Source organism: Clostridium sp. (assembly GCF_018372875.1).
In the GTDB taxonomy this organism is placed as follows: Bacteria; Bacillota; Clostridia; order Clostridiales; family Clostridiaceae; genus Clostridium.
In genome coordinates, this window is the sequence record NZ_JAHAIF010000012.1 from 23,250 (window position 1) to 46,737 (window position 23,488).

At 30.1% G+C, this 23,488-nt stretch carries 21 protein-coding genes and 1 riboswitch; of the genes, 20 read left to right on the top strand and 1 reads right to left on the bottom strand.

The features are described from left to right. Positions 1 to 566 precede the first annotated feature (566 nt). Both nhaA and KIB46_RS05935 read left to right on the top strand, forming a co-directional pair. Complete coding sequence (gene nhaA / locus KIB46_RS05930) at positions 567 to 1,745, top strand: Na+/H+ antiporter NhaA (RefSeq protein ID WP_291671164.1); 1,179 nt, start codon at positions 567 to 569, stop codon at positions 1,743 to 1,745. A gap of 185 nt (positions 1,746 to 1,930) precedes the next feature. After that, a complete protein-coding gene (locus KIB46_RS05935) occupies positions 1,931 to 2,824 on the top strand; it encodes a DNA glycosylase (RefSeq protein WP_156561019.1) in 894 nt (297 codons plus the stop codon). 206 nt (positions 2,825 to 3,030) lie between these two features. Here the strand turns inward: KIB46_RS05935 and KIB46_RS05940 are convergent, their stop codons facing one another. Further along, positions 3,031 to 3,327, bottom strand: coding sequence for an HNH endonuclease (locus tag KIB46_RS05940; RefSeq protein WP_156561020.1), 297 nt, complete (start codon positions 3,325 to 3,327; stop codon positions 3,031 to 3,033). A gap of 192 nt (positions 3,328 to 3,519) precedes the next feature. Here KIB46_RS05940 and KIB46_RS05945 point away from each other — a divergent pair, with 192 nt between their 5' ends. The 18 genes from KIB46_RS05945 (at position 3,520) to KIB46_RS06030 (ending at position 23,407) form a co-directional block, all read left to right on the top strand. Next, positions 3,520 to 5,010, top strand: coding sequence for a 4Fe-4S dicluster domain-containing protein (locus tag KIB46_RS05945; RefSeq protein WP_291671165.1), 1,491 nt, complete (start codon positions 3,520 to 3,522; stop codon positions 5,008 to 5,010). A gap of 336 nt (positions 5,011 to 5,346) precedes the next feature. After that, positions 5,347 to 5,631 (top strand): co-chaperone GroES, encoded by a 285-nt coding sequence (gene groES, locus KIB46_RS05950; protein WP_049177432.1) that lies wholly within the window; start codon positions 5,347 to 5,349, stop codon positions 5,629 to 5,631. Positions 5,632 to 5,644: 13 nt separating this feature from the next. Beyond that, positions 5,645 to 7,264, top strand: a complete 1,620-nt coding sequence (groL, locus tag KIB46_RS05955) for a chaperonin GroEL (RefSeq protein ID WP_156561022.1) — start codon at positions 5,645 to 5,647, stop codon at positions 7,262 to 7,264. Positions 7,265 to 7,636: 372 nt separating this feature from the next. Next, complete coding sequence (locus KIB46_RS05960) at positions 7,637 to 9,334, top strand: ATPase, T2SS/T4P/T4SS family (protein ID WP_291671166.1); 1,698 nt, start codon at positions 7,637 to 7,639, stop codon at positions 9,332 to 9,334. Positions 9,335 to 9,352: 18 nt separating this feature from the next. Then, positions 9,353 to 10,567, top strand: coding sequence for a type II secretion system F family protein (locus KIB46_RS05965; RefSeq protein ID WP_291671167.1), 1,215 nt, complete (start codon positions 9,353 to 9,355; stop codon positions 10,565 to 10,567). Between the two features lie 59 nt (positions 10,568 to 10,626). After that, on the top strand, positions 10,627 to 11,022 hold the full coding sequence (locus KIB46_RS05970; RefSeq protein ID WP_291671168.1) for a type II secretion system protein: 396 nt from the start codon (positions 10,627 to 10,629) through the stop codon (positions 11,020 to 11,022). A gap of 69 nt (positions 11,023 to 11,091) precedes the next feature. Next, a complete protein-coding gene (locus KIB46_RS05975; protein ID WP_291671169.1) occupies positions 11,092 to 11,853 on the top strand; it encodes an A24 family peptidase in 762 nt (253 codons plus the stop codon). A gap of 16 nt (positions 11,854 to 11,869) precedes the next feature. Next, a complete protein-coding gene (gene pilM / locus KIB46_RS05980) occupies positions 11,870 to 12,877 on the top strand; it encodes a pilus assembly protein PilM (protein ID WP_291671170.1) in 1,008 nt (335 codons plus the stop codon). Positions 12,878 to 12,883: 6 nt separating this feature from the next. Then, positions 12,884 to 13,429, top strand: coding sequence for a PilN domain-containing protein (locus tag KIB46_RS05985; RefSeq protein WP_291671171.1), 546 nt, complete (start codon positions 12,884 to 12,886; stop codon positions 13,427 to 13,429). Then, positions 13,422 to 14,063 (top strand): type 4a pilus biogenesis protein PilO, encoded by a 642-nt coding sequence (gene pilO / locus KIB46_RS05990; RefSeq protein WP_291671172.1) that lies wholly within the window; start codon positions 13,422 to 13,424, stop codon positions 14,061 to 14,063. Before KIB46_RS05985 ends, pilO begins: the two co-directional genes overlap by 8 nt. 24 nt (positions 14,064 to 14,087) lie before the next feature. Next, complete coding sequence (locus tag KIB46_RS05995; protein WP_291671173.1) at positions 14,088 to 14,660, top strand: prepilin-type N-terminal cleavage/methylation domain-containing protein; 573 nt, start codon at positions 14,088 to 14,090, stop codon at positions 14,658 to 14,660. 18 nt (positions 14,661 to 14,678) lie between these two features. After that, complete coding sequence (locus KIB46_RS06000; RefSeq protein WP_291671174.1) at positions 14,679 to 15,230, top strand: type II secretion system protein; 552 nt, start codon at positions 14,679 to 14,681, stop codon at positions 15,228 to 15,230. Positions 15,231 to 15,254: 24 nt separating this feature from the next. Further along, the gene (locus tag KIB46_RS06005) at positions 15,255 to 16,487 is read left to right on the top strand and encodes a type II secretion system protein (protein ID WP_291671175.1); all 1,233 of its coding nucleotides are present in this window, start codon (positions 15,255 to 15,257) and stop codon (positions 16,485 to 16,487) included. Between the two features lie 115 nt (positions 16,488 to 16,602). Further along, a riboswitch (purine riboswitch) is annotated at positions 16,603 to 16,700 on the top strand. Between the two features lie 148 nt (positions 16,701 to 16,848). After that, on the top strand, positions 16,849 to 18,303 hold the full coding sequence (gene guaB / locus KIB46_RS06010; RefSeq protein WP_291671176.1) for an IMP dehydrogenase: 1,455 nt from the start codon (positions 16,849 to 16,851) through the stop codon (positions 18,301 to 18,303). 63 nt (positions 18,304 to 18,366) lie between these two features. After that, on the top strand, positions 18,367 to 19,908 hold the full coding sequence (guaA, locus tag KIB46_RS06015; protein ID WP_291671177.1) for a glutamine-hydrolyzing GMP synthase: 1,542 nt from the start codon (positions 18,367 to 18,369) through the stop codon (positions 19,906 to 19,908). 109 nt (positions 19,909 to 20,017) lie between these two features. Then, positions 20,018 to 21,319 carry an O-antigen ligase family protein gene (locus KIB46_RS06020; RefSeq protein WP_291671178.1) on the top strand — a complete coding sequence of 434 codons (1,302 nt, stop codon included), beginning with the start codon at positions 20,018 to 20,020 and terminating at the stop codon, positions 21,317 to 21,319. Between the two features lie 290 nt (positions 21,320 to 21,609). Beyond that, complete coding sequence (locus tag KIB46_RS06025; protein WP_156561036.1) at positions 21,610 to 22,959, top strand: glucose-6-phosphate isomerase; 1,350 nt, start codon at positions 21,610 to 21,612, stop codon at positions 22,957 to 22,959. Position 22,960: 1 nt separating this feature from the next. Continuing rightward, on the top strand, positions 22,961 to 23,407 hold the full coding sequence (locus KIB46_RS06030; protein ID WP_156561055.1) for a YaiI/YqxD family protein: 447 nt from the start codon (positions 22,961 to 22,963) through the stop codon (positions 23,405 to 23,407). Positions 23,408 to 23,488 lie beyond the last annotated feature (81 nt).

Genomic DNA, 23,488 nt, shown 5'->3' on the forward strand with positions numbered 1-23,488 from the left:
TAAAAATTTTTCAGTAGCAAAACCTTATGGATACAGAGTTTGAGTGATGAATATTTGTTAAGACGTTAAAAATAAAAATTATAGTGACACTACAGAACACCAAAAGCAAGTTTTTGAACCTGTGGTATAGCTAAAAAAATAAAAAAAATTTTTAGATTATGGTTAAAAAAATAACAAAAATACAGATTTTATAATTAAAATTGTTATGGAAATAATTTGTGAGTTATAAATATTAAGAAAATTAACAATAATTAGAATTAAAAAAGTGGTTGTTAAAGTTAATATAAATAGCAAAAACGTTAAATATTATTGCTAGAATCCATAAAAAGAAAAATATGGAGTATTTAAAAGAATATAAACAAATACTCTTAAATCTTAATTAAGTTTATACAAGCAATATTAAAGAGGTATGTAAAACTTTTTAAGAAGTTTTATTATTTGCTTTAAGGGTTAAATGGTTAGATTTTATTGTTAAATAGCCATCAATGCTAGGTATTGCCTTATTTTTAAAAATTAAATATACTAGTTCAGGTACTTAAGAAAAAATAGTAAAGAAGGTTAAAAATATGGATTTTACACAAAAGAGATGGAAGCTAGAAGATATAGTACAAAATGTTATTAAATCAGAACTATTACCAGGAGCATTGTTGTTAGCAGCAACATTATGTGCATTAGTAATAGCAAATACGTCTTTAGTTAATGAATATCATCATTTTTTTGAAACTGAAGTTTTAAGAGGTATAACAATGCATGCATTTGTTAATGATTTCTTAATGGCAATATTTTTCTTGGTTGTAGGTTGCGAAATAAAAAAAGAAATAGTTAGTGGACATTTATCAAATATAAAGAAGGCATCTTTCCCCATAGTAGGAGCAGTAGGTGGAGTTACGGTACCAGCAATAATATTTTATTTAATAAATAAAGGTACAAGCTATTCTAGTGGTGTTGGTGTACCTATATCAACAGATATTGCATTTGCAATTGGAGCTTTTATGATTTTTAAGAAGAGCTTAAACCCAGCGTTAAAGATTTTTTTATTAACACTAGCAGTTGTAGATGATTTAATGTCTATAATAGTTATTGGGGTGTTTTATTCATCAAGTGTTAGAATGTTACCTTTAATAATTGCAGGATTAATAATGGTTTTATTATTTAGTTTAAATAAAATTTTTAAGTGTAGAAAAGTTTCACCATATATAATTTTAGGATTATTTTTATGGTATTTTATATATCAAAGTGGAGTTCACGCAACAATAAGTGGAGTACTTTTAGCTATGCTTATTCCAATAGCAAGAGATGAAAAGGAAGAATGTATTTTATCCAAGGTTGAACACTCCTTAAGTCCATATGCAAATTTAATTATTCTACCTTTATTTGCATTTTCAAATACTGCTATAGTTTTAAATTTAAGCTCTGTAACAATAGATACAATTCCGCTATCATTAGGAATTATAATTGGATTAGTTGTAGGAAAGCCAGTTGGAATAATATTATTTACCTTCGTATTATCAAAATTAAACGTAGTAGAAAGACCAAAAGGTGTTAAGTGGAGAGAATTGTTAGTAGTTGGAATGCTTGCAGGAATTGGGTTCACAATGTCAATATTTGTTTCAGAAATAGCATTTGCTGGTATGGATAAGGCTCTTGATTTAGCTAAAATATCAATACTATTAGCAGCTATAACATCATGTTTAATTGCCTTTATAACAATAAAATTATTAGGAAGTAAGAAGAGTTACGTATAACGTAGCTCTTTTTTGCTGTCTATGAAAGTATAAAATTATAAATCAAAGGTATTATTGGGAAATAAAATTGAGATTATTTGATATTGATTATTAAACAATATATAATATAAGTTATAATGATGAATAATATTTTTGTATTAAGAGGAAGAATATTATAATAAATATAAGAGAAATAGGTGAAGTATATGGATGTTAACAATATAGTAATTGAGAATGGTAAAGTGATTTTAGAGGGAGTAAGGAATTTTAATATAAAACAAATTTTAGAGTGTGGCCAATGCTTTAGATGGGAAAAAGTTGGAGAGCTAAATTATATAGGGGTAGCTCACGGAAGAGTAATAGAAGTTATTCAAGAAAATGATAAAGTAACTATTTTAAATACTAATGAAGAAGATTTTAATAATATATGGTTAGATTATTTTGATTTAAAAAGAGACTATTCAGAAATTAAGAGGGGCTTGGAGCATGATGATATATTAGGAAAAAGTGTTGAATATGGCTATGGAATAAGACTTTTAAACCAAGAGCATTTTGAATTACTAATAAGTTTTATAATTTCTGCAAGAAATAGTATTCCTTCAATAATGAAAACCATAAAGAAGATTTCTCAGAAGTGGGGAACACCAATTGAGTATAAAGGAAATACTTATTACACATTTCCAACTCCAGAACAATTGAAAGATGCAACAGAAGAGGAAATAAAGGAGACCGGGGCATCTTTTAGAAGTAAGTATATAGTTGATACAATAGCTAAAGTAAATGAAAGTAGTTACGATTTTGATTTGGATAGGATATCTAAGCTTAATGCAGATGAGTGCCATACAGCATTGCAAAACTTTAAGGGAGTTGGTTCAAAGGTTGCTGACTGCATAATGTTATTCTCTATGAGAAAGTACTCAGCTTTTCCAGTTGATGTTTGGGTAAAGAGAGCCATGATATTCTTCTATGGTGCTGAAGATGCCTCCCTAAATAAGATAAGAATTTTTGCTAGAGATAAATTTGGGGAATTAGCTGGTTTTGCACAACAGTATTTGTTCTACTATGCTAGAGAAAATAAGATAAAGGTTGGAGAAGAATAAATAAGTTTATGATCAACTTATTAAGAAAGAGGAATATTGTTGAGGTTCTCTAATATTATATTTCTTATAAAAATAATATTATTAATATAAATTATATTTTTAAAATAAATTCTTTTATTAAAAAAATTCTTATTATTTATATTATGAAAATTAATAGTTTAATTAGAAATAACAAACTCTATGTGAAGACTTAATCACATAGAGTTTTAGTTTTTACAGCGTACAGCTTTTGATTTTTTTATTGTAATATGAGCATCACCTGAGTGCTTGGATATAAATTTTAAGTAACGTTTGATTTTTTCATCATTTCTTAAACGATCAAGGGTAAAAAGTCTAGCGGCTAATTCACGATTAGTATATAAAGCATGAATTTGTTTATGACAAGTAATACATAAATTAGCTGTAGGAAAATCTTTTCCACCACGTTCTTTTGGAACTAAATGATGCTCAGTTAATTGAGATACTTCTCTATTACATAATTCACATTTATAAACTGCTATCATAATTATCACCTATGAATATAGAATTTAGACAAGAACAATTATAACATGAAATATACATACAAACAAAATAAAATCAGAAAATTCCGACAGTAATTCTCACCATTTTTACTAATGGGTATATATGTTATAATTTAATTATAATTACAGATAGAGTAATTATAGGGTATTAAAGAAGGATGAAGAGGTGATTTTATGTTCCAATTTGAAACGCAACTAAATAAGCTGAAACATGAAGTGCTAACAGCTGTGGCTAAATTAGCAAAGGATGATAAGTTGACTAAAGAGTCAATTGAAAAGGTTCCTTATGAAGTAATTAAAGGAGATACAGCAATGTATAGGTGTTGTGTCTACAAAGAGAGAGCTATCGTTTTAGAAAGAGCAAAACTTGCATCAGGATTTTTAGCTAATGGGGACACAGAAGATTTAGAACTAATAGATATTAGACCTGATGAACAAATTATTTATGTTATTGAGGCTGCTTGTGATAAGTGCCCTATAAATAAGTATAGTGTAACAGATTCCTGTAGAAATTGCCTTGCACATAGATGTCAAGAAGCATGTAATTTTAATGCAATTAGCTATATTGCTGGACGAGCATATATAAATCAAGAGATGTGTAAAGAATGTGGTATGTGTAAAAAAGCTTGTCCTTATGATGCTATTTCAGAAGTTATGAGACCTTGTAAAAAAGTATGCCCTACAGGAGCATTGGATGTTAATCCAGAAACAAGAAGATCTATTATAAAAGAAGAAAAGTGTGTAAACTGTGGAGCTTGTATGTCAGCATGTCCTTTTGGTGCAATTTCTGATAAGAGTTTAATTGTACCAGTTGCAAAGAGATTAGCAAGGGGAAGAAAGATGTATGCAGTAGTAGCTCCTGCTATAACTGGTCAGTTTGGAGCAAAAATAGGATATGGACAAATTAAAAATGCAATAAAGAAATTAGGATTTATTGATATGGTAGAAGCAGCTTGTGGTGCTGATGGGGTTACTGTTCATGAAAGTAATGAATTTGTTGAAAGAATGGAAAAGGGAGAGAATTATATGACTAATTCTTGTTGCCCAGGATTTTTAAATTATATTGAAAAGATGTTCCCAGATCAAAAGGATAAAATATCAGGTACAGTTTCTCCAATGGTAGCTACAGGTAGATATATTAAAAAGAATGACCCTGATTCAAAGGTAGTATTTATAGGGCCATGTACAGCTAAAAAGAGTGAAGCTGTTAGAGATGGTATTAAGGGAGCTGTAGACTATGTACTTACATTTGAGGAGCTTATTGCATTGTTTGAAGCATTTGATATAGATCCAGCAGAATGTGAAAATGAAGTTGTAGATGATGCATCTATATTTGGTAGAGGTTTTGGTGCTGCTGGAGGATTAACTGCAGCTATAGAAAACTATATAAAAGAAGCAGGAGTAGATGTAGACTTTAAACCAGTTAAAGTATCTGGTGGAATAGAAATAAAGAAAACTATGAATATGGCTAAGGTTGGAAGATTAGATGGTAACTTTATTGAGGGTATGATGTGTGAAGGTGGATGTATAAATGGTGCAGGTACAATAGTTCCATCTTTAAGAGCAAAAGGAGTATTTAATAAGACTAATATTCAAGCCACTAAGAAGACTGTATTATCAAATGATACTTTAAAAGAGTATGAAGAAATTAATTTAGAAAGATAGGTATCTAAAGACTATAAGAATAATATTATAACTATTATTCTTATAGTTTTTTCTTATGTATAAATAATAATTTGAAATAGCTAGAAAAATTAAGCAAATAGAAAATATTTAAGCCTAGTTAGTTATAATTAGATTATTTAGGGTAATAATATAGAAGATAATATTTGAATAAAATGGATAGGGAGGATATTATAATAATTGTATTAGCACTCTATTAAAGTGAGTGCTAACAAAAGAAAAGTGAGTTTTTATAGGCCTACAAAAACTATAGGTTCTAACTATGTCGGGTTAGAAACAGGGTTATAAATATATAAATGAATTAGAGGAGGTATTGTTATGAATATTAAACCACTTGGAGACAGAGTAGTAATTAAAAAGTTAGAAGCAGAGGAAACAACAAAAAGCGGAATAGTTTTAACAGGTAGTGCAAAAGAAAGACCTCAAGAGGCTGAAGTTGTTGCTGTAGGTCCAGGAGCAATGGTAGATGGAAATAGAGTGGCAATGGAAGTTAAGGTTGGGGATAAAGTTTTATATTCTAAATATGCAGGAACAGAAGTTAAAGTTGATGGAGAAGAATATACTATTTTAAAACAAGAAGATATATTAGCAGTAGTGGAATAGGAGGAGATTTATTATGGCTAAAATGTTAATGTTTGGTGAAGAAGCAAGAAGATCAATGCAAGTTGGTGTTGATAAACTAGCAGATACAGTAAAGGTGACTTTAGGACCTAAGGGAAGAAACGTAGTTTTAGGTAAGAAATTTGGTGCACCTCTTATAACTAATGATGGTGTTTCAATTGCAAGAGAAATAGAATTAGAAGATCCATATGAAAATATGGGAGCTCAACTTGTAAAAGAAGTTGCAACAAAGACTAATGATGTAGCAGGGGATGGTACTACAACAGCTACACTTTTAGCACAAGCAATTGTTAGAGAAGGTTTAAAAAATGTAACAGCTGGAGCTAACCCAATGTTAATAAGAAATGGTATTAATGTTGCAGTTAAAAAAGCTGTTGAAGAAATACAAGCAATATCTAAACCTGTAGAAGGAAAAGAGGATATATCAAGAGTTGCTGCAATATCAGCTGCTGATGAGGAAATTGGTAAGTTAATTGCAGACGCTATGGAAAAGGTAGGTAACGAAGGAGTTATTACTATTGAAGAATCTAAGTCTATGGGAACAGAATTAGATGTAGTAGAAGGTATGCAATTTGATAGAGGTTATGTATCAGCTTATATGTCAACTGATATGGAAAAGATGGAAGCTAACCTAGATAATCCGTATATTTTAATTACAGATAAGAAGATTTCTAACATACAAGAAATACTTCCAATACTTGAGCAAATAGTTCAATCAGGAAAGAAGCTATTAATTATTGCTGAAGATATTGAAGGAGAAGCAATGGCTACATTAGTAGTTAATAAGCTAAGAGGAACATTTACTTGTGTAGGTGTAAAAGCTCCTGGATTTGGTGATAGAAGAAAAGAAATGCTTCAAGATATAGCTATACTAACAGGTGGTAGAGTTATTTCTGAAGAATTAGGAATGGATTTAAAAGAAACAACTATTGATATGTTAGGAAAAGCAGACAGTGTTAAGGTTACTAAAGAAAGCACTGTAATAGTAAATGGTAAGGGTGATTCTACTGCTATAAAAGAAAGAATCACTCAAATAAGAAGTCAAATAGAAGAAACAACTTCAGATTTTGATAAAGAAAAGTTACAAGAAAGATTAGCTAAACTAGCTGGTGGTGTGGCAGTTATTAAAGTTGGTGCTGCAACTGAAACAGAGCTTAAGGAAAGAAAGCTTAGAATAGAAGATGCTTTAGCAGCTACAAAAGCAGCTGTTGAAGAAGGTATAGTACCAGGTGGTGGAACAGCTTATGTTAATGTTATAAATAAAGTAAGTGAATTAAAGTCTGATGTTGCGGACACTCAAGTTGGTATAAATATAATTATTAGATCTTTAGAGGAACCAATGAGACAAATAGCTAAGAATGCTGGAGTAGAAGGATCAGTTATAATAGAAAAGGTTAAGAATAGTGAAGCGGGTATAGGATACGATGCTTTACATGACCAATATGTAAATATGATAAAGACAGGTATAGTTGATCCAACTAAGGTTACAAGGTCTGCGCTTCAAAATGCGGCATCTGTAGCATCAACATTCTTAACAACTGAAGCTGCAGTTGTAGATATTCCTGAAAAAGAAGCCCCAATGGCTCCAGATCCATCGATGGGTGGAATGTACTAAGAAGTTTTGAAGAGGTAAAGGATAATAGTCCATTACCTCTTTTTTTTTGTAAATATCACATACATATGCTTGTAAGTAAGCTAGCGAAATTAAGTGTTGCACAATATATGGGATAGTATGTTGATATAGTAGATTGTATATGAACAAATTAGTTCAAAAGAATATATAGACCTGTTTATTAGAAATCCTGATTTTAATATATGAAGTTAAATAGAAAAATGAATACAATTTTAATAAAATTAAAAAATAACACCTGAGATTAAGTATCTATATGGAAATGATGGAAAATGTCGTAAAAAAAGCATTGGTAATTATTTTATTTAATTACAATAAAGTGTATAATTAATATAAAGTAGGAATAGTGGTGAGAAGATGATTAGGACTAAGAAAAGGTTAGGAGATATTTTAGTACAAGCGGGGAAAATAAATCAATCAGATTTAATGTCGGCTTTAAAGAAACAAGCTTTAAGCGGAAGACGACTAGGGGAAATACTAGTCGATGAGGGGTTAGTTAGTGAAAACGATATCTTATCTGTTCTTGAGTTACAATTGGGAATAAAAAAAGTTAATTTAGATTCTATTGATATAGATGAGAATGCGATAAGATCAGTATCAGAATCTATTGCTAGGAAACATAATATTTTACCTATAAAAATTGAAGGAAATGATATATATATTGCAATGTCAGATCCCTTTAATTTAATGGCTGTAGAAGATGTTAAGGTAGTAACTGGACTTAATGTAAAAAAAGTATTAGAAAAAAAAGATTCTATATCAAAAGCTATTAAAAACTTTTATACGAAGCAATATGCAGAAAAAGTGGCTCAAGATTTAGTTCAAAAAGAAAAAGAGAATACTAAGAAAAAGCAAGAAGAAAAGCAAGTTTCAGAACTTGAAAAAGCTACGGCTAATGCTCCAGTTGTTAAGTTAGTAGATACTATAATACAAAACTCTATCAGAATGGGTGCAAGTGACGTTCACGTAGAACCTTTTGAAAATGAAGTTAGAGTAAGAGCAAGAGTAGATGGAAGCTTACAAAATATGCTTAGTATACCTAAAGAATCACAAAATACTTTGATTACAAGAATCAAAATATTAGCAAATTTAAATATTGCAGAAAAAAGAATTCCACAGGATGGTAGAATTCTTACAAATATAGATGGAAAATCAGTTGATTTGAGAGTTTCTATCCTTCCAACTGTAAATGGTGAGAAGGTAGTTATAAGAATTCTTTCTAAGGATTCTAGCCTTATGAATAAGGAAAGTCTAGGAATGAGAAAGGATGACATGAAAAAACTTGAACAGATATTGCAAAATCCTTTTGGAATAATACTAGTAACTGGACCAACAGGAAGTGGTAAATCCACTACTTTATATGCAGTTTTAAATGAATTAAATACTATAGATAAAAATATTATTACAGTAGAGGATCCAGTTGAATTTATGGTTGATGGTATAAATCAGGTAAATGTAAACTCAAAAGCTGGATTAACATTTGCATCAGGTCTTAGATCTATATTAAGACAAGACCCTGATATTATAATGGTTGGAGAAATTAGAGATGGTGAAACTGCAGAAATTGCCATTAGGGCGGCAATTACTGGACATGTAGTTTTAAGTACACTACATACAAATGATGCACCATCCTCAGTTGCTAGATTAGTTGATATGGGAATTGAACCATATTTAATATCAACATCTGTAACAGGAATAATTGCACAAAGACTTGTTAGAAAAGTTTGTACTAAGTGTGCTAAAAAGTATTATGCCTCAGAATATGAAAAAAGAATTCTTGGTAGAGATAGTGATGAAAAGATAATTTTAACTAAGGGAGAAGGATGTCCACATTGTAATGGTACAGGCTATAAAGGAAGAATTGGTATTTATGAAATACTTCCTATTGAAAGAAATGTTAGGGATGCAATTACAGCAGGAAAGAATTCAGATGTATTAAAAGATATTGCTATTAAAGATGGAATGAAAACATTGAGAATGGCATGTATGGAACATGTTTATGAAGGAATTACAACAGTAGATGAATTACTAAGGGTAGCTGTAGTAAGGGAGTAATTAGTGGGAGGTGTAAATATGGGGGTTTTTAGATATCAAGCTAAAAATTTAGAAGGAAATTTAATTGATGGTAAATTAGAAGCTAATAATAGAAGTGATGTAGTACAGAATTTAAGAGAAAGAAGATATTATCCAATAACTATAGAAGAAGAATCAACAAGTATAATGCATCAAGATATAGAACTGTTTAGTAAGGTAACATTAAAAGAGTTATCTAATTTTTGTAGGCAGTTTGCATTTGCTATACAATCTGGAACTCCAATACTAAGGGCTATAGAGTTAACTATGGAACAATGTGAAGGAAAGAAACTTAAGGAAGTATTAAAAAGAGCTCATGCACAGGTTCAAAGAGGAAGACCTCTGTCAGAAGCATTTAAGATGGAGGATGATATACCAGAATTAATGGTACATATGATACAGGCTGGAGAAACTTCTGGTAGGTTAGATTATGTAATGAATGAATTATCAAATTATTATAAAAAGATGTATAAACAGAAGCAAAAAATAAGCTCTGCAACAATGTATCCTAAAATAGTAGTTGTTTTTTCAGTTATTATAGTAACTTTATTGCTTATATTTATAGTTCCTCAGTTCATAGAGAATTTGCTATCTACAGGTGGTGAATTACCTCTTCCAACTAAGATACTAATGGGGATAAGTACCTTTGTAAAGAAAACATGGATGTTGATTTTAGCATTTGGAATTTTAGCAGTTGGTTATAAACTATATTTTTTGGATAGAGATCCAAATTATCAAATGATGTCAGGAAAAAGAAAAATTTCTGGTAAATTATTTGGTAATATAAATAGACAGATGATAGCAGGTAGGTTTGCTAATACTTTTGCAATATTAAGTTCATCTGGAATTAATATTATAAGTGCTTTAGATATTTCTGGGAAGGTCCTAGAGAATAAGTATGTTGAAAGTAAGTTGATGCAAGCTAAGGAAGATATAAAAAGAGGAAATCAAATAGGAAAAACATTAGAAGATTTGGGTGTATTCCCAATTATGCTAACACAAATGATAACAATAGGTGAAGAAACAGGTACCATGGAAGAAATTTTAGTGAAAACATCAGAATATTATGATGGTGAAGTTGAGGCTGCTACTGAAAAGTTAATAACAATGATAGAACCAATATTAATTATGGGATTAGCAGCAGTAGTATTAGTTATTATATTAGCATTAATATTACCGATGTTTAATATGTATGATGCAATGAGTGCAATGTAGTGCTTTGATATAAATTTTATATTTATATAGATTTTAATTATTTTTAGGAGGTATAATTTATGAATGAATTAGCAAAAAGAAAAAAGAAAAAAGGGTTTACATTAGTAGAACTTATAGCTGTTATGGCTATACTAGCAATACTAGCAGCAGTATTAGCACCAAAGGTTGTAGGTTATATTAAAAAGGCAAATGAAACTAAAATTATGGAAGAGTGTAGGACAGTATCTTTAGCGGTAAAATCTTATAATATTGATGCGTCTACAACTATTGAAGGAACAGCAAAAGTAAGTGATTTAGTTGATGAAACTTATGCTAATATTTCAGACTTATTAAATCTTAAAGATTTGAAGAAAATAGACAAAGATGCAGTAGATGTTGATACATGTCATAAAGTAGCAGAGGGAACTTATACAGGTTCTTTGTCAGACTTAGGACCACAAGAAGAGAAAAAATAGTATATTTATAAATTTATATTGCTCCTTTAATTAAGGTTAAAGGGGCTTTTTCAAAAAAAGGAGAAAATAATGAGTTTTATAATAGGAGTAATAGTATTCTTCTTTGGAACATTAATAGGTAGCTTTTTAAATGTGTGTATATTTAGGATTCCAAATGAAGAGTCAATAGTGTATCCTCCATCTCATTGTGGGAATTGTAATCATAGGCTTAAGGTGCTAGATTTAATACCTATATTTAGTTATATATTTTTAAGAGGAAGATGTAGATATTGTAAAGGTAGAGTATCTTTGCAGTATCCATTGGTGGAGGGACTTACAGGAGTCCTTTTTGTTTTAATATACTTGAAGTATGGATTAACAATTGAACTTTTTAAGTTCATGGTATTTACAGCATTGCTTATAGTTATAGGAATTATAGATTTAAAAACGCAAGATATATATGATTCTACAGTTATATTAACTGGTGTTGTTGGAATAGGATTTATAATAATAGAGTTTTTTATGGGAAATGAAATTAATATATCTGCTTTAGCAATAGGTATATTAGTACCTGTAATATTCTTGGCTATTTTTTCAGCATTTGGAGCTATGGGTTGGGGGGATGTAGAGCTTGTAGGAGTTACTGGATTATTTCTTATAGGTAAGTTTAATATAATAAACTTGTTTTTATCAATAATAATTGGTGGAAGCTTTGCTATTGGTTTTATGGTTTTAAAAAAGAAAGAAAAAGGCAATATGATGGCATTTGGTCCATATATAGCAATGGCATCCTATATAACTTTATTATTTCCAAATGAAATTATTAATTTATATGTAAATACTTTCTTGTAATAAAAGAGGTGAGTATATGTTTGAAAAAGAAAATATTGCTATAGATATAAATAGTGACAAGATTTCTATTTTAGTAGGAACTAAATACAAGATAAGCAATGCAACTATTTTAGACACACCAGAAGGTGCATTTATAAATGATAGAATTGTAGATGTAAATAAGTTAGGTGAAGTAATTAGAGCGTATTTAAAAAAGTCAAAAATTAAATCTAAAGATGTTTCTTTTGTATTAAGAGGAGAAGACTTAATTACTAGACATATAGTTATGCCAATGGTAAAAGAAGAGGCAATGAGGGATTCTGTAGATTTTGAATTAAGACAATTTATAGGAGATAAAATAGATGAATATTACTTTGATTATGAAGTTATATCATACAATAAGGAAGAGAACAATGGAAATGCAGATGTGTTTATTGTAGCTGCAGAGAAGGATAAAATAGATGAATATATTGAATTAGGAAAGATATTAAACCTGAATGTAAAAGCTATAGATATATATGCAAATTTGTTGGCAAGAGTATATAAAAACTTAAAACCATCGTTTTTAAGGAGAATAAAAAGTGTAGGTATAATTTCTATTGATAATGATTCTTCTTCAATAACTATAACTGAATGGGGAAAACTTGTTTTGGAGAAATATCAAATATTTGGAATGGAAAATGGATTTGATAGAAAATTTAAGGACGAGTTGGAATATGATAACTATATAAATAGTATAGATTTAACAGAAGTAAAAGAGGAAGAAGAGTTAATTGATAAATACTTTAAAGATTTGGTTATTCAGTTTAATTCGTTTATACAATACTATACAGTTGGTAAAGTGAAAAAGAATCTAGATAGAATATTTATTGTAGGAGCAGCAAGTAGAATAAGAGGTATTCAGCAGTATTTTGAAGTTAATTTAAATGCTAGATCTGGTAACGTTCCAACTTTTTTAGATATGAAGTCAACTGTTAAAGTACCTAAAAGAATACACTTGAAAGACTATATATATTGTTATGGTTTATTGTTGAGAAGGGGGTAATAGTTAATGAGTAAGGAGTTGAATTTATTACCTCAAGTCTATAATGCAGGTGAAGAAGCTAAGAAGAAAAAGAAAAATTTGATTCTTGTAACTGCTGGGGGTATAGCTTTAGTAGGGTTAGGAGTAGGTTATGTATTTGGTAGGCAAGTATATTTAGAATATCAAAAAAAGTATTTAATAGAAGAAGTAAATAGGAATAAAGAAATGGTTGAAAAAGATAAAAGGCTTAATAGTGAAATTAGTCTTATTAAATCTCATATAGAAAAGGCAAAAAGCTTAGAAGTATTAAAATCAAAAAGTACAGATAAATTATTAAAAAGTCTGTCTGATAATTTTCCCCCAAGTATAATATTGTCTAATTTGAATTATACAAAAGCTAAAATTACGTTATCAGGGACATCTTCATCTAAAAATGATATATGGGTATTATGGGGGAATCTTAGAGAGAGTAAACAATTTCAGAATTCCTATATTACAAGTATAACAGAAGGCAACGGTACATTTACTTTTAATCTTGAGATTTCTTTAGGAGGTGAAGAGGTAAATGGCTAAGATGGGGAAAAACGGAAGAGCTATCAGTAAAAATGAAAAAATATTAATGGCAGTATTATGTGCAGTTTCATTATTTTTTATTATTGATATTCTTATAATAGAACCAAGTAATAGAAAAATTAAGCCTCTTAAAGAGGAGGTTAAGGTGTTAAAAGAACAAGTTCAGAATATAGAAGGTATTGATTCAAGTATAAAAGAAAAAGAAGGAAAGCTTGAGGGATTAAAAGCAGAGTTTGAAAAAGCATCACAAACAATTCCTAAAACAGATAGATATCCACAAGTAATTAAGGACATTGAGGGCATGTCAGCAGCAACAGGTACTATAGTAACTAATTATACACTATCTAAACCATCTACATTCGCAAGTGATGAAAATGGAGAGAATGAGGAGCAGAACGCTCAAAGTGGATTGCAGGTATTTACAATACAGATGAATGTAAAAGGAGATTATGTTAATGTACTGTCTTTTATAAATAAATTAGAATCAGACTCTAGAATTAAAGAGGTAATATCGTTAAATAGTAAAAAAGATTCTTCTAATATAAGTGTGGTATATTATGTTGCAGGTAGTATTGATGTGGAAGACTATGATTTTAATGAGGGTAGCTTTGGAAAGCAAAATCCTTTTAATTAGTATTTATAGTAAGGTGGTGCTTGAATGAAGAAAAAGAAAAGTAATGGATTTACTTTAGTAGAGCTAATGGCATCTTTAGCTATATTCACCATTTTATCTGTAAGTATTATATCTATAATTTCTTTATCAATACAGCATAATTATATGAACAAACAAAGGTATCAGTCAGATTTGAATTCTAAAACATTTATAGAATTAATGAAAAAGTACACTAATAGACCACAGAAGCCATTATCTTCTCCGCCACCAGTACCGACGCCAACATTTTATACAAGAGATGGAGAATATTATATTGCATTTAATGATGATACTGAATTAACTAATTACGTAAATAATAAATTTGTTAAAACTGAATCATATGCAATGACTACAACAGATATATTGTCTAATGATCCATTAGTTAATATTACACTAGCGATGGATGAAGTCAAAACAAAATCTCCATCAAAAAGGTATGCAATTATTATTGATTCTGATTGGGATAGTAGTAATGATGTTTATGATTTAGACCTATGGTCTTGGGATATTAAAAAAGGACAATCTAGTATGGTCAATAGGAAAATAGTACTTAGACCGAGTTCTATACCAAGAACCTAGTAGGAAATAGGTGATAATATGAAAAATATAAAATGTAAAAAAGGTTTTACTTTAGTGGAGTTAATTGCTATTATGGCTATTATTACCATAGTTGGTGGCCTAGCTATGACGCTATTAAGTACACAAAATAAATGGTTTGGAAAAATCAACAAAGAAACTAGATTACAAGATGAAGCTAGAATTACTTTTTTAGCTTTAGAAAACGATATAAGAATAGGAAGAAGTAAAGCTTATACCACAAACGAATTGGTAGATTCTACTAGTTTGGGTGAAGTGGATAAAATATATTCCAAAGACTTGCCTACTAATATAAAACCCGCCAAAGAAATTATGAAATTTAAAAGGAAAGATACATCTGGAGCAGAAAAAAAATATGCTTATGTACTTAAAAACAAAACCCTATTTCTTATAAGAGAAGATAGTACTTTAGAAATTCAAACTAAGCTTTCTGAAAGTATAGAAAAGGTACAAATTATTGAAAAAGCTGAAAGTACAGAAATAAAATTGAGTTTGAATAACGGAGATGGCACTAAAGAATTTACTACTACGGTTAGTCCTAGAAATTCATAAATAAATTTAGATGGAGATGAATTTATGAAAAGGAAGAATAAGAAAAAAGGAGTCACTTTAGTATTTCTATTAGCTATGGCTATGATAATAACCATAATAGGAGGAGTACTAATAGGATCAATATCTTATACAAGAAATTCAAATAATAATGTAAAAATAAATCAGGACCTAATATATGCAGCAGAATCAGGAATTGATCAAGCTATTGCTAATGTAGAGAAGTCAACGCCTCCTAATTTTGATGTGGATGGTGATGGAATAGAAGATGGTTTAGATTCAGAGTGGAAATTTAATTTAAATATAAAATTTAGTTTGAAGAATATTGAAGTTTATGTGGAATTAGAGCCATTATTAAGTGGTAATGGATATAAAGCAGTTAGTACTGCAAAGAGTATTATTACAGGAAATGAGAAGGTTGTTAAGGCTAATATAACAAAGACTTATTCGGTTACTCCAGGAGGAAATAACTTATTGATGTATTCCATATGTGCAAAAGAGACTAATATATATCATCAATTTGATTCAAGTACTGATGATTCAGCCTTTTTCCCTGAGTTAAGTAAAATTAATGGGGATTCTATGCCTAATATAAAGTATATTGGATCTGGAACTGGAAAAACATTTACTTATTCTCCGGATCAATACAATAATGATGGATTTTTACTTCCTGATTTAAAGCATAATAGAGCAAGTGGGAATATTGAAGTCAATACTATTTCTGAATTAGATTTACTTGCAGAGGAAACAAGAATGTATCCAACAACTTCTATGACTGGAGTTAAGAAAGAGATAATTAATTTACCTAGTGTTCCTGGGAACAAAATAACTATATATTATATAAATATTAATCAAAACAAAAGTTTGATTATTGAGAATCCTAATCTTAGTATAGATAATACAGTTATTATTTGTAGTGGGAATGTAGTAGTATACAGTGAAAAGGATGATTTTAATCCATCAGGAGGACTTAATAGTGATGGAACATTTTCTGGGGTTTTAGATTTTGGGGGGGTAACAAGTTTATCATTAAGATCGTCAACTATTATTGCCAATAAGGTTAATTTATATGTTTCATCATTACAATTAGCTAATCCGTCATATGAAGATAAAGATCCGGGGTTAACATTATCTCCAATAAATAAAGATGAGATAAATGATGTGGTAAATAGTATAGCAGGATCATGTAATAATTGGGCACCAGGAGTAGGTATTCCGGGTCCACCTATATGGGGCGTTGGAGATGTAGTTTACGATTAAAAAAAATACAGATTATATCAAAATAAATTTGATATAATCTGTATTTTTCTTTGCAATTTTAATTTCATATTTTATTGACATAAAAGAATAAATAATCTATAATAAGTTTAATTTAATAAGTAGCACATTTACAACTCGTATATCCCCTGAATAAGGCAGGGAGTATCTACCGGAAGCCGTAAATTTCCGACTATGGGTGAATTTGATATAACTTAGTATAGGTTACTATAGGCATATTAACTTCACTTAGGTAAGTTAATGTGCTTTTTTTGTACTCAAAAATAGATGAATAAATGAAATTATACTTGCAAGAAAGTTTGAAAATGCAAATAATTATTCAAAGATATGGGGAGGCAATATTATGGCAAGAATTTTAAAACAAGCTTATACATTTGATGATGTATTATTAGTACCTAACAAATCAGAGATTTTACCAAGGGAAGTAACATTAAAAACAAACTTAACAAAGAAAATAGCGTTAAACATTCCTCTAATTAGTGCAGGTATGGATACAGTTACTGAATCTAAGATGGCAATAGCTATGGCTAGAGAAGGTGGAATAGGAATTATACATAAAAATATGACAATAGCAGAGCAAGCTAAAGAAGTTGATAGAGTAAAGAGACAAGAAAATGGAGTAATAACAGACCCAATTTATCTTTCACCAGAACATACTTTAGCAGATGCAGAAGAATTAATGGGTCAATATAGAATTTCAGGTGTACCAATAACTGTTGAAGGAAAGTTAGTAGGGATATTAACTAATAGAGATACTACTTTTGAAACAGATTATTCTAAAAAAATAGGTGATGTAATGACTAAGGAAAACTTAGTTACTGCACCAGAAAATACAACTGTAGAAGAAGCTAAAGAAATTTTAAAGAAGCATAAAATAGAAAAGTTACCTTTAGTAGACAAGGAAGGAAACTTAAAAGGACTTATTACAATAAAAGATATAGAAAAAACTAAATCTTATCCTAATGCTGCAAAAGATGGACAAGGAAGATTACTTTGTGGAGCAGCAGTTGGTGTAACAGCTGATATGATGGATAGAGTTGATGCTTTAGTAAAAGTTAAGGTAGATGTTATAACTTTAGATACAGCTCATGGTCATTCAAAGGGTGTTTTAGATGCTGTTAAGCAGATAAAAGCTAAATATCCAGAACTTCAAATAATAGCAGGAAATGTTGCAACTGCAGAAGCAACTGTAGATTTAATAAAGGCTGGAGCAGACTGTGTTAAGGTTGGTATTGGGCCTGGATCAATCTGTACAACAAGAGTTGTTGCAGGGGTTGGGGTTCCTCAATTAACAGCAGTTATGGATTGTGCTGAAGCTGCAAGAGAATACGGAGTTCCAGTTATAGCTGATGGTGGCATTAAGTATTCTGGAGATATAGTAAAGGCTTTATCTGCAGGAGCAAAGGTAGCAATGATGGGATCATTATTTGCAGGATGTGAAGAAGCTCCTGGAGATATAGAAATATATCAAGGAAGAAGCTACAAAGTATATAGAGGCATGGGTTCTTTAGCAGCTATGGCTTGTGGTTCAAAGGATAGATATTTCCAAGAAGGAAATAAGAAATTAGTTCCTGAAGGTGTTGAAGGTAGAATTGCTTATAAAGGATATGTTGCAGATACAATATATCAATTAATTGGTGGAATTAGATCAGGTATGGGATACCTAGGATCAAAAGATTTAGATACATTATATGAAACTGCAACTTTTGTAGTTCAAACATCTGCAGGGCTAAGAGAAAGTCACCCTCATGATATTAATATAACTAAAGAAGCACCAAACTATAGTGTGAGTCAATAAAATGTTGTAAAAAAGTGAGAACTGTAAGATAATATAAAATAATACTATTATTTGGAGGTCAGCATGAAAAAAGAGTTAGTTTTGGTTATTGACTTTGGTGGTCAGTATAATCAATTAATAGCTAGAAGAGTAAGAGAGTGTAATGTATATTGTGAGGTTCATCCACACAATTTAAGTATTGATAAGATTAAGGAAATGAATCCAAAGGGTATAATTTTCACAGGTGGTCCAAACAGTGTATATGGAGAAGATTCACCTTTATGTGATAAAGCTATATTTGAATTAGGAATACCTGTACTTGGTATATGCTATGGTTCTCAACTTATGGCTTATATGCTTGGTGGAAGTGTTGCAACAGCACCTGTAAGTGAATATGGAAAAACAGAAGTTGCTGTAGATTCAAAATCGAAATTATTTAATGGAGTTTCAGAAACAACAATTTGTTGGATGAGTCATACAGACTACATAGAAAAGGCTCCAGAAGATTTTAAAATAGTAGCTCATACTCCAGTTTGCCCTGTTGCAGCTATGGAATGTGAAGAAAAGAACTTATATGCTGTTCAATTTCATCCAGAAGTTATGCACACACAAGAAGGTACGAAGATGCTTTCTAATTTTGTTTATAATGTTTGTGGTTGTGCTGGTGATTGGAAAATGGATTCTTTTGTTGAAAAAACAATTGAAGAAATTAGAGAAAAAGTTGGAAATGGGAAAGTATTATGTGCTTTATCAGGTGGAGTTGATTCATCAGTGGCAGCTGTATTACTTTCAAAGGCTGTTGGGAAGCAATTAACATGTGTTTTTGTTGACCACGGATTACTTCGTAAAAATGAAGGGGATGAAGTAGAAGAAGTATTTGGACCTAATGGTGCTTATGACTTAAACTTTATCCGTGTTAATGCTCAAGAAAGATTTTATGAAAAGCTAGCAGGAGTAGAGGATCCAGAAACAAAGAGAAAAATAATTGGTGAAGAGTTTATTAGAGTATTTGAAGAAGAAGCTAAGAAGATAGGTTCAGTAGATTATCTTGTTCAAGGAACAATATATCCAGATGTTATTGAAAGTGGATTAGGTAAATCAGCAGTAATTAAGTCACATCATAACGTTGGAGGGCTTCCTGATTGTGTAGACTTCAAAGAAATAATTGAACCACTTAGATTATTATTTAAGGATGAAGTTCGTAAGGCAGGACTTGAACTTGGAATTCCAGAAAAGCTTGTATTCAGGCAACCTTTCCCAGGACCAGGACTTGGTATAAGAATAATTGGAGAAGTTACAGCTGAGAAAGTAAGAATTGTTCAAGACGCAGATGCTATATATAGAGAAGAAATAGCCAAGGCAGGTATAGATAAAGAAATAGGTCAATATTTTGCTGCATTAACTAACATGAGATCAGTTGGTGTTATGGGAGACGAAAGAACATATGATTATGCAGTTGCTCTTCGTGCTGTAACAACAAGTGACTTTATGACTGCAGAATCTGCTGACCTTCCATGGGAAGTACTTGGAAAAGTAACAACTAGAATAGTAAATGAAGTAAATGGGGTTAACCGTGTAATGTATGATTGTACTGGTAAACCACCAGCTACTATAGAATTTGAATAAAAAACAATATAAAGATAGTTATAGCGAGAAGGTTATAACTATCTTTTTTATGTGGTGAAAATTGTTGTAGTTTATGTTATAATTGTATTATTGTGGAAGGGGAAGGGTTATGAGAAAAAGTAGTGGGGTTTTAAGTAAAGATTTTAATAATATAACAATAGTTAACATGATTATCTATTCGATAATCGTAATTATGCCGTTTGTTGTTGTACCTAAAACTATTCAGCCATATATTGTAGGAAAAGCTATATACTTATATTTGATAGGTATAGTACTTTGCTTACTAATGTTATTTGATAGAGTAAAGCATAAACTTAGTTTTGAATTTAAACTTGAAGAGAAGATATTAGGTATATTTTTTATATCTTTAATAATAGCAACAATTTTTAGTGTTGATATAGAAACAGCTGTAATGGGAAAGACAGGTAGATATGAGGGGCTAATAATATTTGGTATATACATAATTCTTTTTATTGTAACAAATAGATATAATAAGTTTACTTTGAAAATAATGAATGTAATTGGTGTTGTATCAAGTATAATGGGGATATATACAATTACTCAATTTTATGGAATAGACCCGTTGATTAAGTTTTTAATTTTCAATGATACATCTGTGGATAGCTATGGAACTATAGGAAATAGAAACTATGCTGGGACATACTTTTTAATATTATTGATAATAATATTGTCTGTTTATATTATATATAATAAGAAAATGTTCTTAGTATATTCAAGTATACTATTTGGTGGATTATTAGCTGCATTAACAAGAAGTTGTTGGGTTGGATTTATTATTTCAGCGCTGGTAGCCTTAATACTATTAAGAAAAAGAAAAGAATGTTTAAAAAGATGTTTGGTAATAATATTAATTTTTGTTTCAATTTTTTTGGTACTGAATATTACATCTAATAATAAAATAGTAGGGCGAACTAATGAACTTATAAATGACATGAAGGACTTTAATGGAAGTAGTGGTTCTGGAAGAGTGCGAATATGGGATATGGTTTTAAAATCTATATATAAAAAGCCTATATTAGGTACAGGATTAGATACATTAGATTCAAGATTAGTGTTGTATCAACCTAATGAATTTTGGGATTTAGCTATAAAATCTGGAATAGTAGATAAAGCACATAATGAATTTCTAGAATATTGGGCATGTGGGGGGCTTGTAACAGTATTAAGTTATATATCTTTAATATCAGTGATACTTTATAAGTTATTTAAGCATAGAGAAGATGATATATCTAAGATATTTATGTTAACCATAGTAGGATATATAGTTCAGAGCTTTTTTAATAACAGTGTAATTGCTGTAGCACCATTATATTGGATTCTTCTAGGTGCAGCAGTGAAGCACTATAGAGATTTAGATAAAGCAAAAGCAGTACAAGCTATAGCTGATTGATTTAAAGCGATGAAGAAATTCATCGCTTTTTCCATATTTTAAATACAAGAATAAGAAACTATAATGAGAAAGATATATAAAGTATATATTATTAACTTAGCTAAGTAAAGTAGTGATAAGGCTTTAAGAGAAATTGGAGATAATTATTAGTAATAAATACTTCATTTTAAAATATAAATAATATGTAGCTTAAAAAATGGGAATAATACATAAGTAATTTAAAAAATCATACTAATTATGATATAATAAATTAGGCAAGTTTCCATAATTAATATTTGGAGGTAACAATTATGAGAAGAGATTTAACATTAGATTTATCAAAAACAGCTCCGTTTCTAAAAGAAAATGAATTAGATTACATGGAGGATTTAGTAAAAGCAGCTCATGAAAAAATACATAATAAAACAGGAGCAGGAAATGACTTTTTAGGTTGGGTAGACCTTCCTGTAAATTATGATAAAGCTGAGTTTGAAAGAATAAAGGTAGCAGCTAAAAAGATACAAAGTGATTCAGAAGTTTTAATAGTTATAGGTATTGGGGGATCATACCTAGGTGCAAGAGCAGCTATTGAAATGTTATCACATTCTTTCCACAGTACATTAGATGTAAGCAAGAGAAAGACACCTCAAATATTCTTTGTAGGTAATAATATCAGCTCAACTTACATGGCTGATTTATTAGAAGTAATAGAAGGTAAGGATGTATCTGTAAATGTAATATCTAAGTCAGGTACTACAACTGAGCCAGCTATAGCATTTAGAATATTCAAAGCATATTTAGAAAAGAAATATGGAAAAGAAGAAGCTAAGAAGAGAATATTTGCTACAACAGATAAAGCAAAGGGAGCTTTGAAGTCTTTAGCTGATGCAGAAGGATATGAAACTTTCGTAGTTCCTGATGATGTTGGAGGAAGATTCTCAGTATTAACAGCAGTTGGTCTACTTCCAATAGCAGTTGCAGGTATAAGTATAGATGAAATGATGCAAGGTGCAGCAGATGCTAGAGAAAAGTATTCTAATCCATCATTAAAGGAAAATGCATGTTATCAATATGCAGCTGCAAGAAATGCTTTATACAATAAGGGTAAAGCAATTGAAATATTAGTTAACTATGAACCATCATTACATTATTTTAATGAATGGTGGAAGCAATTATATGGAGAATCAGAAGGTAAAGATGGAAAGGGATTATTCCCAGCAGCAGTAGATTTCTCAACTGATCTTCACTCAATGGGTCAATATATTCAAGAAGGTAGAAGAAATTTAATTGAAACAGTATTAAATGTAGAGGAAGTTAGCAAGAAGATATTTATCGAAGAAACTCCAGATGATGGAGATGGACTAAACTTCTTAGCAGGAAAAGATATGGACTTTGTTAATAAGAAGGCATTCCAAGGAACATTATTAGCTCATAATGACGGTGGAGTTCCTAATATGATAGTTAATATTCCAGAATTATCAGCTTACTACTTTGGACAATTAGTTTACTTCTTTGAAAAAGCTTGTGGAATAAGTGGATACTTACTAGGTGTTAATCCATTTGATCAACCAGGTGTTGAAGCATATAAGAAGAATATGTTTGCTTTATTAGGTAAGCCAGGATATGAAGATATGAAGGCTGAGCTTGAAAAAAGATTATAATATGAGAATAATTATAGATGGGGATGCTTGTCCAAGCATCCCCATTATTGAAAGTATAGCAAGAGAAAATGATATAGAAGTTCTAATATATTGTGATATAAATCATTATATTAGAAGTGATTATTCTACAGTTAAAGTTGTAGATAGTGGATTCCAAAGTGTTGATATGTATGTTGTGAATAATACCAAGGAGAATGACATTGTTGTTACTCAAGATTACGGTGTAGCTGCATTATGTTTACCTAAAAAAGCTGAAGTAATTAATCCTAAAGGATATATTTATACTGATAAAAACATAGATAGATTATTAGAAGAACGACATATTTCTCAGAAAATAAGGCAGGCTGGTGGGAGAACACCTAATCCTAAAAAAAGAAGTAAAGAAGATGAAGAAAGATTAATAAAGAATTTGAAAAAGTTAATATTTAAACAAGAAATACCAAAGTAATTAAAGTTATTTTGGTATTTATTTTTCATATCTTAACTATTAAAAGAAAAAAATGTATAATAAAATTGAGAAATATGAGGT

Excerpts from the sequence above, each read along its gene's own strand:
- KIB46_RS05940 (WP_156561020.1), bottom strand. The coding sequence starts at position 3,327 with ATGATAGCAGTTTATAAATGTGAATTATGTAATAGAGAAGTATCTCAA.
- KIB46_RS05985 (WP_291671171.1), top strand. The coding sequence starts at position 12,884 with ATGAGTAAGGAGTTGAATTTATTACCTCAAGTCTATAATGCAGGTGAA.
- guaB (WP_291671176.1), top strand. The coding sequence starts at position 16,849 with ATGGCAAGAATTTTAAAACAAGCTTATACATTTGATGATGTATTATTA.
- KIB46_RS06030 (WP_156561055.1), top strand. The coding sequence starts at position 22,961 with ATGAGAATAATTATAGATGGGGATGCTTGTCCAAGCATCCCCATTATT.
- KIB46_RS05970 (WP_291671168.1), top strand. The coding sequence starts at position 10,627 with ATGAATGAATTAGCAAAAAGAAAAAAGAAAAAAGGGTTTACATTAGTA.
- nhaA (WP_291671164.1), top strand. The coding sequence starts at position 567 with ATGGATTTTACACAAAAGAGATGGAAGCTAGAAGATATAGTACAAAAT.
- KIB46_RS06025 (WP_156561036.1), top strand. The coding sequence starts at position 21,610 with ATGAGAAGAGATTTAACATTAGATTTATCAAAAACAGCTCCGTTTCTA.
- KIB46_RS06020 (WP_291671178.1), top strand. The coding sequence starts at position 20,018 with ATGAGAAAAAGTAGTGGGGTTTTAAGTAAAGATTTTAATAATATAACA.
- KIB46_RS05965 (WP_291671167.1), top strand. The coding sequence starts at position 9,353 with ATGGGGGTTTTTAGATATCAAGCTAAAAATTTAGAAGGAAATTTAATT.
- KIB46_RS06005 (WP_291671175.1), top strand. The coding sequence starts at position 15,255 with ATGAAAAGGAAGAATAAGAAAAAAGGAGTCACTTTAGTATTTCTATTA.
- pilO (WP_291671172.1), top strand. The coding sequence starts at position 13,422 with ATGGCTAAGATGGGGAAAAACGGAAGAGCTATCAGTAAAAATGAAAAA.
- pilM (WP_291671170.1), top strand. The coding sequence starts at position 11,870 with ATGTTTGAAAAAGAAAATATTGCTATAGATATAAATAGTGACAAGATT.
- groL (WP_156561022.1), top strand. The coding sequence starts at position 5,645 with ATGGCTAAAATGTTAATGTTTGGTGAAGAAGCAAGAAGATCAATGCAA.
- KIB46_RS05935 (WP_156561019.1), top strand. The coding sequence starts at position 1,931 with ATGGATGTTAACAATATAGTAATTGAGAATGGTAAAGTGATTTTAGAG.
- KIB46_RS05960 (WP_291671166.1), top strand. The coding sequence starts at position 7,637 with ATGATTAGGACTAAGAAAAGGTTAGGAGATATTTTAGTACAAGCGGGG.
- KIB46_RS06000 (WP_291671174.1), top strand. The coding sequence starts at position 14,679 with ATGAAAAATATAAAATGTAAAAAAGGTTTTACTTTAGTGGAGTTAATT.
- KIB46_RS05995 (WP_291671173.1), top strand. The coding sequence starts at position 14,088 with ATGAAGAAAAAGAAAAGTAATGGATTTACTTTAGTAGAGCTAATGGCA.
- KIB46_RS05945 (WP_291671165.1), top strand. The coding sequence starts at position 3,520 with ATGTTCCAATTTGAAACGCAACTAAATAAGCTGAAACATGAAGTGCTA.
- groES (WP_049177432.1), top strand. The coding sequence starts at position 5,347 with ATGAATATTAAACCACTTGGAGACAGAGTAGTAATTAAAAAGTTAGAA.
- guaA (WP_291671177.1), top strand. The coding sequence starts at position 18,367 with ATGAAAAAAGAGTTAGTTTTGGTTATTGACTTTGGTGGTCAGTATAAT.
- KIB46_RS05975 (WP_291671169.1), top strand. The coding sequence starts at position 11,092 with ATGAGTTTTATAATAGGAGTAATAGTATTCTTCTTTGGAACATTAATA.